This window comes from Streptomyces sp. NPDC059582 (assembly GCF_042735715.1).
Classification (GTDB): Bacteria; Actinomycetota; Actinomycetes; order Streptomycetales; family Streptomycetaceae; genus Streptomyces.
Genome location: NZ_JBHWCC010000003.1, coordinates 35,456 through 51,924, shown reverse-complemented (window position 1 = coordinate 51,924; position 16,469 = coordinate 35,456). Strand labels below are relative to the sequence as shown.

16 protein-coding genes and 2 pseudogenes are annotated in these 16,469 nt (G+C 72.5%); 9 read left to right on the top strand and 9 right to left on the bottom strand.

Features of this window, described 5'->3' with window-relative positions; translation table 11 throughout:
- Window positions 1-20: 20 nt before the first annotated feature.
- Window positions 21-935 (top strand): DUF3626 domain-containing protein, encoded by a 915-nt coding sequence (locus ACFV0T_RS03840; RefSeq protein ID WP_385774089.1) that lies wholly within the window; start codon window positions 21-23, stop codon window positions 933-935.
- On the opposite strand, the pseudogene ACFV0T_RS03835 reads toward ACFV0T_RS03840, so the two are convergent.
- Window positions 875-1,060: pseudogene (locus ACFV0T_RS03835) on the bottom strand (diguanylate cyclase); the annotation flags it as partial. The gene ACFV0T_RS03840 and the pseudogene ACFV0T_RS03835 overlap by 61 nt on opposite strands.
- On the opposite strand from ACFV0T_RS03835, the gene ACFV0T_RS03830 reads away from it, so the two are divergent.
- The 3 genes from ACFV0T_RS03830 (at window position 1,017) to ACFV0T_RS03820 (ending at window position 3,654) form a co-directional block, all read left to right on the top strand.
- Window positions 1,017-1,169: a hypothetical protein gene (locus ACFV0T_RS03830; RefSeq protein ID WP_385774552.1), complete on the top strand. Its 153-nt coding sequence runs from the start codon at window positions 1,017-1,019 to the stop codon at window positions 1,167-1,169. The pseudogene ACFV0T_RS03835 and the gene ACFV0T_RS03830 overlap by 44 nt on opposite strands.
- A gap of 25 nt (window positions 1,170-1,194) precedes the next feature.
- Window positions 1,195-2,169 (top strand): phosphotransferase family protein, encoded by a 975-nt coding sequence (locus tag ACFV0T_RS03825; RefSeq protein ID WP_385774087.1) that lies wholly within the window; start codon window positions 1,195-1,197, stop codon window positions 2,167-2,169.
- A 192-nt stretch (window positions 2,170-2,361) separates the two neighbouring features.
- On the top strand, window positions 2,362-3,654 hold the full coding sequence (locus tag ACFV0T_RS03820; RefSeq protein ID WP_385774085.1) for an ROK family protein: 1,293 nt from the start codon (window positions 2,362-2,364) through the stop codon (window positions 3,652-3,654).
- Window positions 3,655-4,011: 357 nt separating this feature from the next.
- Here the strand turns inward: ACFV0T_RS03820 and ACFV0T_RS03815 are convergent, their stop codons facing one another.
- Window positions 4,012-5,064 carry an NAD-dependent epimerase/dehydratase family protein gene (locus ACFV0T_RS03815; protein ID WP_385774083.1) on the bottom strand — a complete coding sequence of 351 codons (1,053 nt, stop codon included), beginning with the start codon at window positions 5,062-5,064 and terminating at the stop codon, window positions 4,012-4,014.
- 342 nt (window positions 5,065-5,406) lie between these two features.
- Here ACFV0T_RS03815 and ACFV0T_RS03810 point away from each other — a divergent pair.
- Window positions 5,407-5,771 (top strand): annotated as a pseudogene (locus ACFV0T_RS03810) (M15 family metallopeptidase); the annotation flags it as partial.
- On the opposite strand, the gene ACFV0T_RS03805 reads toward ACFV0T_RS03810, so the two are convergent.
- Both ACFV0T_RS03805 and ACFV0T_RS03800 read right to left on the bottom strand, forming a co-directional pair.
- Window positions 5,743-6,705: an SDR family NAD(P)-dependent oxidoreductase gene (locus ACFV0T_RS03805; RefSeq protein WP_385774081.1), complete on the bottom strand. Its 963-nt coding sequence runs from the start codon at window positions 6,703-6,705 to the stop codon at window positions 5,743-5,745. The pseudogene ACFV0T_RS03810 and the gene ACFV0T_RS03805 sit on opposite strands and share 29 nt — an antisense overlap.
- A 284-nt stretch (window positions 6,706-6,989) precedes the next feature.
- Window positions 6,990-8,048, bottom strand: coding sequence for a PHP domain-containing protein (locus tag ACFV0T_RS03800; protein WP_385774079.1), 1,059 nt, complete (start codon window positions 8,046-8,048; stop codon window positions 6,990-6,992).
- Window positions 8,049-8,220: 172 nt separating this feature from the next.
- Between ACFV0T_RS03800 and ACFV0T_RS03795 the strand changes: the two genes are divergently transcribed.
- Window positions 8,221-8,469, top strand: coding sequence for a hypothetical protein (locus ACFV0T_RS03795; RefSeq protein ID WP_385774077.1), 249 nt, complete (start codon window positions 8,221-8,223; stop codon window positions 8,467-8,469).
- A 12-nt stretch (window positions 8,470-8,481) separates the two neighbouring features.
- Here the strand turns inward: ACFV0T_RS03795 and ACFV0T_RS03790 are convergent, their stop codons facing one another.
- The 3 genes from ACFV0T_RS03790 to ACFV0T_RS03780 form a co-directional block, all read right to left on the bottom strand.
- The gene (locus ACFV0T_RS03790; protein ID WP_385774075.1) at window positions 8,482-9,717 is read right to left on the bottom strand and encodes a ricin-type beta-trefoil lectin domain protein; all 1,236 of its coding nucleotides are present in this window, start codon (window positions 9,715-9,717) and stop codon (window positions 8,482-8,484) included.
- Between the two features lie 198 nt (window positions 9,718-9,915).
- The gene (locus ACFV0T_RS03785; protein WP_385774073.1) at window positions 9,916-10,629 is read right to left on the bottom strand and encodes a VanZ family protein; all 714 of its coding nucleotides are present in this window, start codon (window positions 10,627-10,629) and stop codon (window positions 9,916-9,918) included.
- 102 nt (window positions 10,630-10,731) lie between these two features.
- The gene (locus tag ACFV0T_RS03780; RefSeq protein ID WP_385774071.1) at window positions 10,732-11,394 is read right to left on the bottom strand and encodes a DUF4230 domain-containing protein; all 663 of its coding nucleotides are present in this window, start codon (window positions 11,392-11,394) and stop codon (window positions 10,732-10,734) included.
- A gap of 173 nt (window positions 11,395-11,567) precedes the next feature.
- Between ACFV0T_RS03780 and ACFV0T_RS03775 the strand changes: the two genes are divergently transcribed.
- Together ACFV0T_RS03775 and tuf are read left to right on the top strand one after the other, a co-directional pair.
- Window positions 11,568-12,521 (top strand): ribose-phosphate diphosphokinase, encoded by a 954-nt coding sequence (locus ACFV0T_RS03775; protein WP_385774069.1) that lies wholly within the window; start codon window positions 11,568-11,570, stop codon window positions 12,519-12,521.
- A gap of 33 nt (window positions 12,522-12,554) precedes the next feature.
- Window positions 12,555-13,748: an elongation factor Tu gene (tuf, locus tag ACFV0T_RS03770; RefSeq protein WP_385774067.1), complete on the top strand. Its 1,194-nt coding sequence runs from the start codon at window positions 12,555-12,557 to the stop codon at window positions 13,746-13,748.
- Window positions 13,749-13,799: 51 nt separating this feature from the next.
- Here the strand turns inward: tuf and ACFV0T_RS03765 are convergent, their stop codons facing one another.
- Both ACFV0T_RS03765 and ACFV0T_RS03760 read right to left on the bottom strand, forming a co-directional pair.
- Window positions 13,800-14,177 carry an anti-sigma factor antagonist gene (locus ACFV0T_RS03765; RefSeq protein ID WP_385774065.1) on the bottom strand — a complete coding sequence of 126 codons (378 nt, stop codon included), beginning with the start codon at window positions 14,175-14,177 and terminating at the stop codon, window positions 13,800-13,802.
- Between the two features lie 268 nt (window positions 14,178-14,445).
- Window positions 14,446-15,396, bottom strand: a complete 951-nt coding sequence (locus ACFV0T_RS03760; protein WP_385774063.1) for an NADP-dependent oxidoreductase — start codon at window positions 15,394-15,396, stop codon at window positions 14,446-14,448.
- 71 nt (window positions 15,397-15,467) lie between these two features.
- Here ACFV0T_RS03760 and ACFV0T_RS03755 point away from each other — a divergent pair, with 71 nt between their 5' ends.
- A complete protein-coding gene (locus tag ACFV0T_RS03755) occupies window positions 15,468-16,415 on the top strand; it encodes a GlxA family transcriptional regulator (RefSeq protein WP_385774061.1) in 948 nt (315 codons plus the stop codon).
- Window positions 16,416-16,469: the final 54 nt, after the last annotated feature.

Genomic DNA, 16,469 nt, shown 5'->3' with positions numbered 1-16,469 from the left:
GCTTCGAAGGAGGGACGCCAGTGGAATTCGAGGGCCTCGCGTCACCGCGGGCGCGAGCGGCGCTGCGCCATGTCGCGGCCCGATCCGCCGGACCGGCCGTAGGACCGCACCCGCGCGTCACGCTGAACTTCCACCCGGACCGCGTCGTCCGTGGTCGGCCCATCCTGCGGGCCCTGGCCGAGGACGGAGCCTACGTCTCGCAGTTCGTCACCGGCACCGGCAACGGCGGCCTGACCGCGCATCCCGGTGGCGACCGCTGGCGCTGGGAGAGTCGTATCTTCGGTGGCGCGTACGACGATGCCGACGCGCACGACCGGCCCGTGTACGGCGCGCTGAACTTCCGCGACCAGACGGTCGGCGCCGCCCCGCGGTTCGGCTCCGCGCACTTCCGGCTGACCGCGGCGACGCTCGCCCGCACCACGTTCTGCTACCCCGACAGCGCGGCCGAACCGACCGACTTCGGGGTCGCCGCCGGCATGTCCCTGATCGCCCTCGCCGCGGCCGACCGGCGGGACGCCCTCGACGACTACATCGAGGCGCAGGTGCACGGAGGCGTCGACCTCGCCCGGGACACCGAGGCACTGGTCCTGGACGCGAGCTACCGCGGCACCCCCGTCGAGGCCGCCGCCCGCCTGCTGCCCTGCCCGCTGGAGTGGCACCCCGGCTACCGGCTCACCGTGCCCGAACTGCACCGCCACGCCGACTACCGCGGACAGCGGTACGCCGATCTGGGCGCCCGTATCGCCGGGCGGCGCCGCCTCGACCCGCGCGTCATCGGCGACGCCGCCCGCACCGGCCGCCACGAACTCCAGGACCTGAAGAAGGTGTGGCACACCCTCGCCCGCTTCGGCGCACCCGAGGGAGCGGGCACCGCCTACTCCCCGGCGGCGGGCTCCGGCGGCCACACCCCGGTCGCGAGCACCCCCAGCGCATAGGCGCGGGCCACCAGTTCCGTACGGTTCGCCGCCTCCCGGCGCGACGACAGGCGCCGCAGGTGATAGGTCAGGCCGTCCGGGGTGAGCCCGGTCTCCCGGGCGGCCCGGGCCGTGGTCGCGCCCCCGCCGTACCCCGTACCGGGACCGCGCGCCGGCGAGGCCGCCGCCGTACAGTGGCTGGACGGGCTGGTCGCCGCCGGACGGTACGTCGAGGACGTGTACGCGGCAGGCTGACCGCGGGGGGAGAGGCGGGCGCACGGTGGCGGACTCCTGGGAACGGGCCCGGCGCGTACTGGAGTCGGCGGGTGTCCCGCCCGACCGCCTCGCCCACCTCCGCCCCCTCGGCGGCGGCACCTACAACACCGTCGAGGAGCTCCGCCTCACCGATGGCGACCGCCTGGTACTGAAGGTCGCGCCGACCGTCCCCGGCCTGCGCTACGAACGCGAACTCCTGCTCTCTGAAGGGGAGTTCTGCCGTGCCGCCGCACGGGCCCGGGTGCCGGCGCCCCGCGTGCTGGCGGTCGGTGGCGACGCGGCCGTACGTCATCTGCTGATGACGTCTTGTCCGGGCGACCCCTGGGACGACTCGCTGACGCCCGTCGAACAGGGGTCACTGCGAGCGGAGTTGGGGCGGCAGGTGGCCCGCCTGCACCGGGTGACCGGGCCCGGCTTCGGTTACCCGTCCGGCGCCCTCGGTCCGCTCGCCCCCGACTGGCGGAGCGCGTTCACGGCGATGTTCGACGCGGTCCTCGACGACGCCCGCCGCTACCGGTCCTGGCTGCCCCGCCCCGCCGACGAGGTGGCCCGTACCGCGCGGGCGGCGGGAGAGGCGCTGGCCGAGGTCACCGTGCCGAGCCTCGTCCACTTCGACCTGTGGCGGGGCAACATCCTCGTGGACCGCTCGGCCGGGGTGCCGCGCATCGGCGGACTCGTGGACGGGGAGCGCATGTTCTGGGGCGACCCCCTGGCCGACTTCGTCTCCCTGGCACTGCTCGGGGACATCGAGGACGACGAGCCGTTCCTCGCGGGCTACCGGGAAGCCGGCGGCCGGGCCGACTTCGACACCCCGGCCCGCCTCCGCCTCGCCCTCTACCGTGCCTACCTCTACCTGATCATGATCACCGAGACGGTCCCGCGGGCGGCCGAAGGGGGCCACGAGCGCTGGGTCCGGGAGGAGGTCGCCCCCGAGCTCGTCCGGGCCCTGGCGGAGATCACGGATCTGACCCGGACGTGACCGGGAACCGCCCCTGGCCTGACCCTGACGTGACGCGGAACCGACCCCAGCTTGAGGCGATCACCAGGTCCGTTGCTTAGCTCGTCACGTGAATTAAGGGTCAGGAGAAGTGCGCCCGGTGCGCCCACGGAGGTATGTTGCAGGTCGGGCAGGGTGCCGGACACGGTCCGGGCAGGGTTCGGAAGGAGCCACATGGCGGGGCGGAACGGGCGCACGGTGCGCGACCTCAGGCGGGCCAACCGCACGGTCGTGCTGCAACGGCTGTACTTCGACGGGCCCCTCAGCCGCTTCGAGCTCGGCCCGGCCACCGGACTGAGCTCCGGCTCGGTCAGCAACGTCGTCGCCGACCTGGTCGCGGACGGCCTGCTGGAGGAGGCCGGCAGCGTCGACTCCGACGGCGGCCGCCCGCGCACCCTGCTGCGCGTCGCCCCCAACAGCGGCCACATGATCGGCGTCGACGTCGGCGAGACCCGGGTACGTATCGAGCTGTTCGACCTGACGCTCACCGAACTCGCCCGCGCGGAGCGCCCGTTGGCGCATCAGCGATACGAGGTCGAGGTGATCGTCGGGCACATCCGCGACGGCATCGCCGAGGTGCTCGCCGCCGCCGACATCGCACCCGAGCGGCTCCTCGGCGTGGGTATCGGCGTCCCCGGCATCATCGAGCACACCCCGGACCGCGGGGCCGTCGTGCACGGGCAGACCATCGGCTGGGACGCGGTCCCGCTGGAGGCGCTGCTGCGGGCCGGCACCTTCCTCCCGGACACCGTGCCGTACTTCATCGACAACGGGGCCAAGACCCTCGGCCAGGCCGAGATGTGGTTCGGCGGCGGGCGCGGCGCCCACAACGCCGTGGTCGTCCTCTTCGGCTCCGGCGTCGGCGCCTGCCTCGTCACCGCCGACGTGGAACACGGCCGGGCCGTGGAGTGGGGCCACCTCACCGTCCGGGTCAGGGGGCGGCGCTGCCGCTGCGGGGCACTCGGCTGCCTGGAGGCGTACGCGGGTGCCGAGTCGCTGCTCCAGCGCTGGAGCGACGCGGGCGGACAGCCCCCGCAGGACGTGGACGAGGAGACCGCGCTGACCGCGATGCTGGCCGCCGCCTATCCGCCCGAGGGCGGTGCCGCGGCCGATCCCGTCGCCCTCGCCGTCCTGGAGGAGACCGCCGAGTACCTGGGCGCCGGTCTGTCCGACCTGATCAACCTCTTCCAGCCCGAGCGCATCCTCATCGGCGGCTGGGCCGGTCTCCAGCTCGGCGCCCGCTTCCTGCCCGCCGTACGCCGTCACGCCGGCGCGTACGCCCTGCGCCACCCCGCCGAGAAGGTCACCGTGGAGCTGGGCCGGCTCGGCCCGGACGCGGTCACCGTCGGCGCCGCGATCCTGCCGCTCGCCGACTTCTTCGCCCGCGGCGGCCGACGCCCGGAGCCCACACCCGAGGGACCGCCCCCGGCCTGGCGCACGGCCCTGGAGGAACGCGCTCCCCACTGACGCGCCCTCGGACCCGCGAGCCGGACGCGCAAGTCGGACCGGCGACCCGGATCGGCGAGGAGGTTCGCGACTCGGACCTGGCCCCGGATCGGCGAGGAGGGCCCCGAGTCGAAGCCCCGGACCTGCGGCCCGTATCCGGGACCGGACCTACGGCCCGTATCCGGGACCGGACCTACGGCCCGTATCCCGGAGCCGGACCCGCGACCCGCATCCAGGACCCGGATCCGGACCCGCGGAAGAGTTCGCGACCCGGACCTACGACTCAAGCCCGCGAGGAGGGCCCCGGGTCCCGGGTCCCGGGTCCCGGGTCGAAGCCGCTGGTCGACGGTCCGTCCCAGCAGCCCGGTGACTCCACCGTCAGCCCACCGCGCGCCCCCGCAACGGCTCCGTCTGCCAGACCTCGTCCCCGCCCCGACCGCCGTCCTCGTCGCGCCGCAGGCCGAGCAGGAAGTCCTCCAGAATCTCGGTCGACGTGTGCCGCGGGTGCCAGCCCAGTTCGGTGTGGGCCCGTGTGCAGTCCAGCAGGGGCAGGCGCAGGACCGCGTCGAAGAGATGGGGCGAGGCGGGCAGCAGCCGCAGCCCCCAGGCGGCGGCGAGCGCCGAGCGGGCCGCGCCGCGGGGCAGCCGTACCGGGCGGGCGCCGAACATCTCGCCCAGGAGTTCCGCGTCGACCGGCGGTTCGGCCGCCAGGTTGAACGCCCCCCGGACCTCGCGGGACACCGCCAGCCGGTACGCCTCGGCCGCGTCGTCCGGGTGCAGGGTCTGCACCCGCAGCCCCGGCACGGCGGGCAGGAACGGCAGCAGATCGGGCCGGGCCGAGGGGCCGGGGAAGAACCGGCCGCCGAGGACGCGGCGCTGCGTGCTCGCCGGCTCCCGGCGGAAGAGGAACGCGGGCCGCATCCGGACCACCCGTACCTCGGGGTGGTCCCGCTCGAAGGTGTCCAGCACCCGCTCCAGATAGGCCTTCTCCCGGCAGTACGCGGCGTCCGGCCAGCCGTGCGTCGGCCACGACTCGTCCACCGCGTGTCCCTTCGGCCCCGGGGAGTACGCACCCACGGACGACGCGTGCACCAGCACCGGCACCCCGGCCGCGGCCACCGCCTCGAACACCCGGATGCCGCCGAGCACGTTCGTACGCCAGGTCACCGCCGGATCGCGGGCCGGCCGGAACGCCCAGGCCAGATGGACCACGGCGGCCGCCCCCTCGAACTCCTTCACCGGGCGGGGCCGCTCGACCGCCAGGTCCACGGCGGCCCAGTCCGCCCCCGGCGGCGACCATCGCGGGATCCGGCGGGCCAGCCCCAGCACCGAGTCCACCTGCGGATCCTCGGACAGCAGACGTACCACGCTCGTACCGATATCGCCGGTGGCGCCGGTGACGACGACTCTCCGGCCCGGTTCGCTGCTCACCTCGGTCTCCTCCCTGTGCGCGGGCGGGAATCACCGAGTACCCGGCCCTCGCGGCCCCGCACACGACGGGGGCGGCCGCATGACGTCCGGGGCGATCGACGCGCCACGCGCCGCCCGGAGACCTGGAGGGCACACCGAACGCCCCGCTCTGTCGGCTTCGGCCGGCGCGGGCACGGGCGGTCGGACGACGTGTGGGGCGGGTTCGATTTCAACAGCCGCGCCGGCCCCCGGCCGCCGTACCGCGCAGCTGGTGCCGAACGGCGCGCTCAGGCTGCACGCGACCGCGGGCCACGGTCTCCTCGCCACCCACGCCGAGCAACCCGACGCGGACCTGTGGGAGTTCATGTCTCGGCGCCCGAGATCGCCCCGCACACCGCGGGCGCGGCCGCCGACCGGACGCTTGCCGACGCCGACGGCCGCGAACTCGACCGGGCACGGAGATGGACGCCGGCCCCGAGCAGAGCGCGGGCGCCTGCGGCACCGGCGCCGGCCACATCACCGACGGGGCCCGCGCCCACCGAGCCGTCCTTGGCACGGCACCGGGAGCGGCCGGCCTCGTCAACTACCCCACCGAGTGGTGGCACTGGTCGTACGGCGACCGCTGCTGGGCCCTGGAGACGACGGTGCCCGCCGCCCTGTACGGGCCGCGGCAACCCGACGAGCTCCAGAAGGCCGTACCTAGCCGGCGAACGCGTTCACGCCGGTGAGCTCGGCCGAGAACTCCCACAGGCGGGCGGCCAGTTCGGGATCGGTCGCCCACTCCTTCACCCCGATCCGCTCGCCGTCCGCCGGGGCGGGCTCGGCGACGTCGCAGTCCTCCAGATACAGACCGCCCAGGCCGTTCAGCTGGGGCGAGGTCGCGGCCCACACCTGGGTGGCCGCGCCTTGCTCGGGGGTCTTGAAGCCCTCGGGGTTGAGTACGTTGCCGTCCTCGTCGATCCAGCCGCGCTCCACCATCTCCTGCCGGGGGAGGTGGCGCTGGAGCGGTGTGATGATGCCGCCCGGGTGGAGCGAGAAGGCCCGTACCCCGACGTCCCGGCCGAGCTTGTCCAGGTGCACGGCGAACAGCGCGTTCGCCGTCTTGGCCTGGCCGTACGCCTCCCACTTGTCGTAGCCCTGGCGCCACTGGACGTCGTCCCAGCGGATGCCGGAGAAGTGGTGGCCGCGCGAGGAGACGGAGACGACGCGGGCGCCGCCGGGGGCGATCGCCGGCCACAGCCGGTTCACCAGCGCGAAGTGCCCCAGGTGGTTGGTCGCGAACTGGGCCTCCCAGCCGGGCCCGACCCGGGTCTCCGGGCAGGCCATGATCCCGGCGCTGTCGATGACGAAGTCCACGGTCCGGCCGGAGGCGAGGAACCGCTCGGCGAAGCCGCGCACGCTCTCCAGGTCGCCGAGGTCCAGTTCGTCCAGCTCGACGCCGTCGATCCCGGCCAGCGCCTGCCCGGCCGTGTCCGGACGGCGGGCCGGGACGACCACCTGGGCGCCCGCCTTCGTCAGGGCGCGGGTGGTCTCCAGGCCGAGACCCGAGTAGCCGCCGGTGACGATGGCCAGCTTTCCGCTCAGGTCGATGCCCTGGAGGACGTCGTCGGCGGTGCTCTCGGCGCCGAAGCCCGAACCGATCTTGTGCTGTGCAGTGCTCATGCCGGAACGCTACGAATTCGAGTGCTCTCGAAGTCAAGCGGAAACGGGGTGGCGACAGAGGAAAGCCCCGACCGGACGGGGGAATCACGGTCGGGGCGGCCAAACGGTGGGCGCGGATGGCGGTCGCCTCTCGGCGAAAGGCTCCACAGGGCTTCAGCCGAACGATCGTCCCTGTGGGCGAAAGGTGAGGCCCGGGGACACTGTCCCATCCACACCCACGCCCTGTTCAACGGGCGGCCCCCCTGCGGTGTTCCCCGCCCGGCCGCCGTGCGCGGTGATCCGCGTCACCCCGCCCGGGAGCCGGGTCGGACGGGCGCCGCCCGGGACGGCGTACGCCCCTGCCGCGTCCAGGCCGGCAGCTCGTCCAGGGACCAGGTGGTGACCACGCGCCCGGCGGGCACCCCGCACTCCTCCGCCCGAGCGCAGCCGAGGACCTGCCAGTCCAGCTGTCCGGGCGCGTGGGCGTCGGTGTCGATCGAGAACAGCACGCCCGCCGCCACGGCGCGGCGCAGCAGGCGGCGGGGCGGGTCGAGTCGCTCCGGCCGGCTGTTGATCTCCACGGCCGTGCCGGACTCGGCACACGCGGCGAAGACCTCGTCCGCGTCGAACTCCGACTCAGGCCGGCCCCGCCCGGTGAGCAGCCGGCCCGTGCAGTGCCCGAGGATGTCGGCGTGCGGGTCGCGGACGGCGGCCACCATGCGCCGGGTCATCGAACGGGCGTCCATGCGCAGCTTGGAGTGGACGGACACGACGACCACGTCGAGCCGCTCCAGCAGCTCCGGCTCCTGGTCGAGGGTGCCGTCGTCGAGGATGTCGCACTCGATGCCCGTCAGCAGCCGGAACGGCGCCCAGGTCTCGTTGAGCTCGGCCACCACCGCCAACTGCTCGCGCAGCCGCTCGGCCGACAGCCCGCGCGCCACCGTCAGCCGGGGGGAGTGGTCGGTCAGCACCGCCCACTCGTGCCCGAGCGCGGCCGCCGTCCGGCCCATCTCCTCGATCGGGCTGCCGCCGTCCGACCAGTCCGAGTGCAGATGGCAGTCCCCGCGCAGCAGCGCCCGCAGCCGCTCACCGCCCTCGGCGAGCGGGCCCGAGGCCTCGGCCTCCACCGTGCGCAGATAGCCGGGCACCTGCCCGTCCAGGGCCTCGCGCGCCACCTGGGCGGTCTTCGGCCCCACGCCTTTGAGCCGCTCCAGCGTCCCGGCCGCCGCCCGCTCGCGCAGCTCCGCCTCCGGCAGCCGCCCCAGCACGTGCGCGGCGGTGCGGAAGGCGCGGACGCGGTACGTCGGCGCCTGGGACCGCTCCAGCAGGAAGGCGATCCGGTCCAGTGCCGCCACGGGATCCATCGCCACCTCCTGTATCCAGGGTTGCCCAGCCGGAGCCGGGACGCACGACGGGCGGACACCCGGTGTTCCCCGGGTGTCCGCCCGTCCGGGGCGGTGGAGCCGGCGGCCCCGATGGGCCCAGTGGGTGACGCGCGCCACTCGCGGCCGCCGGTTGCGTTCTACGCTCTAAGACATGACCGAAGTCTCATGTCCACATATGTCCAATCCGCGGATCATGGTGCTCGGGGTCCAGCCGGGCACGCCGCCGTTCCGCATCGTGGAGATCGACGGCCAGGTGGTCGGTGAGGCGAAGGCCATCACCGACGTCCTCACGGCTGCGGCCGCGTTCGGCATCGTCGTCCACGACCTGGACGATCCGGAGGTGGTCCGCTGGGTCGGCGGGGACAAGTTCACCTGGACTCCCCACTGGGGCCGCCACTAGCGCGGCTCAGGGTCAGCCGACCGTCCACTTCTGGTTGGCGCCGCCGGTGCAGGTCCAGAGCTGGAGCCGGGTGCCGTTGGCCGAGTTGTTGCCGGTGACGTCCAGACACTTGTTCGCCTGTGGGTTCACGATGTCGTGTGCCGCGGAGACCGCCCACTTCTGGTTCGGTCCGCCCGTGCAGTCCCACAACTGCACCGCCGTGCCGTCCGCCGTGCCGTTGCCGGTGACGTCCAGGCACTTCCCGAGCGCCCGCAGTGTGCCGTCGGAGCCGACAGTCCACTGCTGGGCCGCGGTGCCGTTGCAGTCGTAGAGCTGTACGGGGGTGCCGTTGGCGGAGTTCGCCGCGGCCACGTCCACGCACTTGCCGGCCAGCCCCCTGATCGCCGAGCCGGTCGCCGTGTCGCCCGTCGTCACCGAGACCGAGTCCACGACGAGCTGCTGCGGGAACGCCGTGGAGCCGTCCGGGTCGCCGGGCCAGTAGCCGCCGACCGCCAGGTTGAGGATCAGGAAGAACGGCTTGTTGAACACCCAGGTCCGGCCGCCCAGGTCGGCGGGGGTGCGCCGCTGGTAGACATTGCCGTCCACGGTCCAGGTGATCGAGTCGGGTGCCCAGTCGACGGCGAAGGTGTGGAAGGCGTCGGCGAAGGCCTGCCCGTTCGGCAGGGAGTAGCCCGCGCCTATGCCGCCGGAGCCCGAGTAGCCGGGACCGTGGATGGTGCCGTGGACGGTCGACGGCTCGAAGCCGACGTTCTCCATGATGTCGATCTCGCCCGAGTCCGGCCAGTTCACCGGGGTGCCCAGCATCCAGAACGCCGGCCACATGCCCTGCCCGCGCGGGATCTTCATCCGGGCCTCAACGTGACCGTACTGCGCGGTGAACTTCCCGGAGGTGTTCAGCCGGGCCGAGGTGTACTGGCAAGTGCCGTACCAGCACTGGTAGTTGGACGGATTCTCGCGACGGGCGGTGATCACCAGGTGGCCCTGGCCGTCCAGCGCCGCGTTCTTGTTGCCCGAGGTGTAGTACTGCCGTTCGTGGTTGTTGACGTTGTCCCCGGTCTCGATCTGCCACTTCGAGGAGTCGACGGCCGCACCGGCGGGCCCGTCGAAGGAGTCGGAGAACGTCACGGCCGCCGCCGCCTTCGCGGCGGACGGGGCGTCCGCCTGCGCGGGACCGATCGCGGCGGACGCGGCGAGCACGGCGGACAGGGCGGCGAGGAGACAGCTGCGGAGCAGGCGTGGGGAGGCCACGGCTCTCCCTTCCGTACGGCGTACCCGGGGGGCGGGCGTGCCGACTGAGGTGGGGGGTGGATGCGTCGCCTCTTGATTTAAGAAGTAAGTTAAGGGAGCGTCAATACTTTGGTACGGACCAGTAGTCGAGAGGTGAGCCGCCGGCCGACGGCTGTCCCAAGCCGCCGGCCGACGACGATCCGGAGCCGCCGGGAGCGGCTACTCCTGCCGCCGCTTGCGGGCGTGCACCGCCCGGCCCAGCCGCCTGCCCAACAGCAGGTACCCCACCAGCGCCCCGCCGGTGTTGAGGATGACATCGTCGATGTCGAAGGCACGCCCGGTGATCAGCGCGCCCTGCGCGAACTCCACCAGCAGCATCACGGTCGCGGTCAGCAGGAGTACCCGCAGCAGCCCTCGGGCCCGGGGGGCCAGGACCGGCACCAGGACGCCGAACGGGACGCCGAGCAGCACGTTCCCGCCGACCTGTTTGACGGCGTCGCGCAGCGCGGGCTGGTCCAGGTAGGCCTTGAGGGAACGGCCCGGATGCAGGTTCGTGTGCGTCAGCGCCACCGACGCGGGCGAGGGCTCGAGGGTGAGCTTGGCCAGCACCACGGCGAAGGCCACCATGAACACGAAGGCGCACAGCATCGCCAGCACCCGCAGCGGCAGGGGGAGCGGACGGCGCTCGGCGCGAGCCGGTTGCGAAGCGGGCCTGGTGCTGCCCTTGGCCTTGGCCTTGGTCTTGGTCCCGGTCCTCCTGGCCTTGGCCCCGGTCTTCGCCGGGCCCTTGGACCCGTCCTTCGCACCGCCGCCACGGAGGCGGAACGGACCGCGGCGCGCGGCGGCAGGCTGCGGTCCGGCGGGGGCCGGCCTGAGCCTCACGGTGCGGGAGAGGAAGGCGGCGGTACGGGATCTCGAGGCTGTACGGGCCATTCGGTGCTCCAGTCTTCAATGTCCCGGCGGTTGTAGGGCGCTTACCCGCGATCAGGCCGCCGATGCCGCGCCCGCTCGGCCCCCGCTGTGATCGGCGGCCGTTCAGGTCCCGTAGGAGACGTGCACCTCCTTGAAGCCGAGGGAACCCAGCAGCCCTTCGAGCATGTCCGTGGTGTTGGTCTCGGCCCGTGTGGTCAGCCCGCTGTCCTTGGCCGCGTCGCCGATGTGCCGGACCGCGAGCTTCTGCACGGCCTGTTCGCCGTTCGGGTTGTCCGAGAAGAGGTCGCCGAGCCGGTCGAGGAGACCGCGCTGCTTGGAGACGGCGTAGGAGCGGTCGGGGTCCAGGGCCGGCTTGCCGAGTTGCGCGTGGGGCAGCCGGAGCGTGGCGGACGTACGGTCCTTGTCGACCGTCACGTCGTTCTCGCCCATCTTGCCGAGGTCGACGTACGCCTCCACGGTGCCCGCCCCGACGTACAGGGTGCGGGTGCCGTGGAGCGCGTCGGGCAGGTACTTGGCGTCCTTCTCCAGGTCCACGACGACCTGGAAGTTGCCGGAGGCGGCGTCGTAACGGCTCATGTCCTGGATGGACTTGAGCAGTGCGGGACCCGAGCGGTCCTGGGTCTCGGTACCGAACAGGTCCTTCAGCCCCGGCAGCACGGCCAGCCGGATCCCGGCGAACAGCACCACGAGCACCAGCCCGAGCGCGGTCAGTACCTTCGCCCAGCCGGGCATGCGCCTGGGAATGCGCCTGATGGAAGTCTTCATGTCGACGGTCCTCCTTTCTGCTAGGCGCATTCCCCTCAATGCCCGCGCCAGACCGCCTGGTTGATTGATCAATTTCGACCGTCCAGCGGCCCGTCCGTGGTCCGGCTCGCGGCGAGGTCACCGCTGATGGAGCATGGGAGAGCGGGCCCGACAGGTCGGACGAGGAGCGGATCGTGCGAGACATCGCCGTCTTCAGCGGGAGTGCCCACCCCGAGCTGGCCGCGGAGGTCTGCGCGCAGCTCGGCGTACCCCTCAGACCCACCAGGGTCAGCCGGTTCGCGAACGACTGTCTGGAGGTGCAGCTCCAGGCCAATTGCCGGGAACGGGACGTCTTCCTGATCCAGCCGCTGGTCCGGCCGGTACAGGAGCACCTCGTCGAGCTGCTGCTGATGTGCGACGCGGCCCGCGGTGCCTCGGCCGGCCGGATCACCGTCGTCATGCCCCACTACTCCTACGCCCGCTCCGACAAGAAGGACGCGCCGCGGATCTCGCTCGGCGGTCGTCTCGTCGCGGATCTGCTCGTGGCCGCGGGCGCCGGCCGGGTCCTCGCCATGACCCTGCACGCGCCGCAGGTGCACGGCTTCTTCTCGGTCCCGGTCGATCATCTGCACGCCCGCCGTGAACTGGCGGCGCACTTCCGGCGGTACGACCACACGCGCACCACCGTCGTCTCCCCGGACCTCGGCAACGCCAAGGAGGCCGCCGCGTTCGCGCGGCTGCTCGGCGCCCAGGTGGCCGCGGGGGCCAAGCAGCGTTTCGCGGACGACCGGGTCAGCATCAGCGCGGTGATCGGCGAGGTCGCCGGGCGGGACGTCATCGTCCTCGACGACGAGATCGCCAAGGGCAGTACGGTGCTGGAACTCCTGGACCGGCTGCGGGAGGCGGGACCACGATCCATCCGGGTCGCCTGCACCCACGGGCTGTTCGCGGCCGGGGCGCTGAAACGGCTCAGCGAGCAGCCCGACGTGCTGGAGATCGTGTGCACGAACACCGTGCCGGTGCCCGTCGAGGAGCACACCGACAAGCTGCGGGTCCTCTCCATCGCCCCGGCGCTCGCCGAGGCCGTACGCCGTATTCACAACGGTGAGTCCGTCAGCGCCCTGTTCGACGCGCCGCGAACCGAATAGACAGGAAGGGACGGATCCGAGGGAGGGGACGCGGTGGCGAAGGCGAAGTTCGAGCGGACCAAACCGCACGTGAACATCGGCACCATCGGTCACATCGACCACGGCAAGACCACACTCACGGCGGCGATCACGAAGGTGCTCCACGACAAGTTCCCGGACCTGAACCCGTACACGCCGTTCGACCAGATCGACAAGGCGCCCGAGGAACGCCAGCGCGGCATCACGATCTCGATCGCGCATGTCGAGTACCAGACCGGCCGTCGGCACTACGCGCACGTCGACTGCCCGGGGCACGCGGACTACATCAAGAACATGATCACCGGTGCCGCACAGATGGACGGCGCGATCCTGGTCGTCGCCGCCACGGACGGGCCGATGCCGCAGACCAAGGAGCATGTGCTGCTGGCGCGGCAGGTGGGGGTGCCGTACGTCGTCGTCGCCCTGAACAAGACGGACATGGTCGACGACGAGGAGATCCTGGAGCTCGTCGAGCTGGAGGTGCGCGAGCTGCTCACCGAGTACGAGTTCCCGGGCGACGACGTCCCCGTGGTCCGGGTGTCGGCGCTCCGAGCCCTGGAGGGCGACCCGCAGTGGGCCGCTTCGGTACTCGAACTCCTCGACGCCGTGGACGAGTTCGTGCCCGAGCCGGTACGGGACGTCGACCGGCCGTTCCTGATGCCGATCGAGGACGTCTTCACCATCACCGGGCGCGGCACGGTCGTCACCGGCCGGATCGAGCGCGGCGTGCTGCGGGTGCACAGCGAGGTCGAGATCATCGGCATCCACCAGCAGAAGACGAGGACGACGGTCACCGGCGTCGAGATGTTCCGCAAGCTCCTGGACGAGGGCCGGGCCGGGGAGAACGTCGGGCTGCTGCTGCGGGGGGTGAAGCGGGACGAGGTCGAGCGCGGCCAGGTCGTGATCCGGCCGGGGTCGGTCACCCCGCACACCGAGTTCGAGGCGCGCGCGTACATCCTGTCCAAGGACGAGGGCGGACGGCACACGCCGTTCTTCCAGAACTACCGCCCGCAGTTCTACTTCCGCACGACCGACGTGACAGGAGTGGTGACCCTCCCGCCGGGCACCGAGATGGTCATGCCGGGCGACAACACGACGATGCACGTCGAGCTGATCCAGCCGATCGCCATGGAGGAGGGGCTGAAGTTCGCCATCCGGGAGGGCGGTCGGACGGTGGGGGCCGGTCAGGTCACCAGGATCTTGAGGTAGCGGGGAAGGCGGGAACGGCGGGGAAGTCGGGGGGCGGGAGGGGCGGGAAGGTCATAACGAGCCGGACGTGGCCTCGGGCTGTCCCAGGGCCGCGTCCAGCGTGGGCCGCGGGGGCAGCAGCCGGGACAGTCCGGTCAGCCGCAGGACGCGCAGGGTCAGCGGATGGGCGCACACCAGGTGCAGCTGCCCGTCGCGGTCCAGGACCCGGCGCCGGGCCCGGTAGAGCAGGCGCAGGCCCGAGCAGTCGAAGAACTCGACCCGCCGCAGGTCGATCACGATCCGCGGCTCGGGGCCGGACGTGGCGTGGTCGAGGTGCGGGACGATCTCCGCGGCGGCGGCGATGTCGATCTCGCCGCGGAACTCCAGGACCGTATGGCCCCGATCCCGGTGAACGCGCAGATGCCGGGTGAGTGGCGCCGGATTCCGCACGACGACATCGCCTCCAACCCGCTTCGGGGACGGGGACCCCAAAACGCTTCCCCGCTCTGCAAGTTACCCTCGGACGAGTGAATTTGAGCATGTTCGATTGACATATGTCTGCGAATTGCGGCCGACTTCTTTCAAGATCTGAGCCAACTGGACCGATTGGCTGAGAAGCGGCTGAGAGTCGGCTGAGGAACGGCTGAGGCGCGGGGCTGCGAGCGGCGCGAGGGGCCGGTCGCGGACACCGGCCCCTCGCTCCGTACCCCTCGCGCGCTCACATGGTCAGCACGAGCTTCCCCGTGGTGCGCCCGGTGTCACCGAGGGCGTGCGCCTGCGCGGCCTCGGCCAGCGGGAACGTCCCGGCGATCGTGGCGCGCAGCTTGCCCTCCTCGACCAGCGCCGCGATCGCCTGGAGTCCGGTGCGGTCCGCGTCCACGAGCATGCGCACCGCCCGGACGCCGAGCCGCTCGGCCTCCTCGTAGAAGTCCTGCGAGCCCACGGGCAGGATCGACACCACGATGCCGCCGGGGCGCAGCACCCGCAGCGACCGGACGGAGTGGTCGCCGCCGATCGTGTCCAGCACGACGTCGACGTCCTTCGCCGCCTCGGTGAAGTCGGTCTCCCGGTAGTCGATCACCTCGTCGGCGCCGAGCTCCCGCAGGAACGCGTGCTTGCCGGCACTGGCCGTGCCGATGACGTGGGCGCCCTTCGCCTTGGCGATCTGCACCGCCACGTGCCCGACCCCGCCGGCCGCCGCGTGGACGAGGACCCGCTGTCCGGGCCGCAGCTCCGCCGTCTCCACCAGGGCCTGCCAGGCGGTCAGCGACACCAGCGGCAGCGCGCCGGCCTGCGTGTGGTCGACCCCGGCGGGCTTGCGGGCGAAGGCGCGGGCCGGGGCGGCGACGTACTCGGCGTGCGAGCCGTGGCCGAACGGGTACGGCAGCATGCCGAAGACCTCGTCGCCGGGTGCGAACCGGGCGACGCCGATCCCCACGGCCTCCACCACGCCCGAGACGTCCCAGCCGAGGACGAACGGCGGCTTGCCGAGGAAGCCGCCGTTGGCGCGGTGCTTCCAGTCGGTCGGGTTGAGCCCGGCGGCACGGACCCTCACCAATATCTCGTTGGGCCGCGGCTCGGGCCGCTCCAGCTCCACGGTCTTCAGGACCTCGGGACCGCCCAGGACGTCCTGGCCGACAGCGCGCATCGTGTTCTTCACAGTGTTCATGGTGTCCCAGCGTGCCGGGGGAGGCCCGGCGAGAACATGGCACGATTGCCAACCTTCGATACGATCGTGCCATGCAGCATGTGGAACGGGTCGTGATCCTGGCCCTCGACGGCGTCTATCCCTTCGAACTGGGCATCCCCAGCCGGATCCTCGGCGCGGCGGACGGCCGGTACGAGGTGCTGACCTGCACCGTCGACGGACGTCCGGTGCGCACCGACGCCGACTTCACGATCACGGTGGAGCACGGGCCGGAGGTGCTCGCCACGGCCGACACGGTGGTGATCGCCCCCGTCTCGCCCGCCTGGGTCTCCGCCGAACTCCCGGACGAGATCGGCGCGGCCCTCGCGTACGTCCGTGCGGACGCCCGCATCGTCTCCATCTGCACCGGCGCCTTCGTGCTTGCCGCGGCCGGACTCCTGGACGGCCGGAAGGCGACCACGCACTGGGAGCTGGCCGACGCGTTCCGGCGCCTGTTCCCGCACGTGAGCCTGGACCCCGACGTGCTCTTCGTCGAGGACGGCCGCATCCTGACCTCGGCCGGAGCCGCCTCCGGCGTCGACATCTGCCTGCACCTCGTGCGCAGCGACCACGGCAGCGAACTGGCCAACACCGTCGCCCGGCGCTGTGTCGTCCCGCCGTTCCGGGACGGCGGCCAGGCCCAGTACATCGAGCAGCCCGTGCCGTCGCCCGGTTCCACCGGTACGGCCGCCACCCGCGCCTGGGCCCTCGAACGTCTCGACGACCCCCTCACCCTCACCGACCTCGCCTCGCACGCCCGGATGAGCCTGCGCACCTTCGCCCGCCGCTTCCACGACGAGGTGGGCCTGAGCCCGGGCCGCTGGCTGATCCAGCAGCGCGTCGCCCGGGCCCGGCATCTGCTGGAGTCCAGCGACCTGTCCGTGGACCAGATCGCGGGCCGGGTCGGCTTCGCGACCGGCGCGTCCCTGCGCCAGCACCTGCACGCGGCGATCGGTGTCTCGCCGCAGGCCTACCGGCGTACGTTCCAGGCGGTGCGCTGACGGGCGAACGTTTCCGGCCGTCGCCGCGTCGGAGGACCGTGAGCGAGGACCTGC

What these genes read in the sequence shown, in the direction of transcription:
- ACFV0T_RS03805 (WP_385774081.1), bottom strand. Translation starts at nt 6,705, where the DNA reads ATGAGCACTGCACAGCACAAGATCGGTTCGGGCTTCGGCGCCGAGAGC.
- ACFV0T_RS03780 (WP_385774071.1), bottom strand. Translation starts at nt 11,394, where the DNA reads ATGAAGACTTCCATCAGGCGCATTCCCAGGCGCATGCCCGGCTGGGCG.
- ACFV0T_RS03820 (WP_385774085.1), top strand. Translation starts at nt 2,362, where the DNA reads ATGGCGGGGCGGAACGGGCGCACGGTGCGCGACCTCAGGCGGGCCAAC.
- ACFV0T_RS03755 (WP_385774061.1), top strand. Translation starts at nt 15,468, where the DNA reads ATGCAGCATGTGGAACGGGTCGTGATCCTGGCCCTCGACGGCGTCTAT.
- ACFV0T_RS03760 (WP_385774063.1), bottom strand. Translation starts at nt 15,396, where the DNA reads ATGAACACTGTGAAGAACACGATGCGCGCTGTCGGCCAGGACGTCCTG.
- ACFV0T_RS03785 (WP_385774073.1), bottom strand. Translation starts at nt 10,629, where the DNA reads ATGGCCCGTACAGCCTCGAGATCCCGTACCGCCGCCTTCCTCTCCCGC.
- ACFV0T_RS03795 (WP_385774077.1), top strand. Translation starts at nt 8,221, where the DNA reads ATGACCGAAGTCTCATGTCCACATATGTCCAATCCGCGGATCATGGTG.
- ACFV0T_RS03800 (WP_385774079.1), bottom strand. Translation starts at nt 8,048, where the DNA reads ATGGATCCCGTGGCGGCACTGGACCGGATCGCCTTCCTGCTGGAGCGG.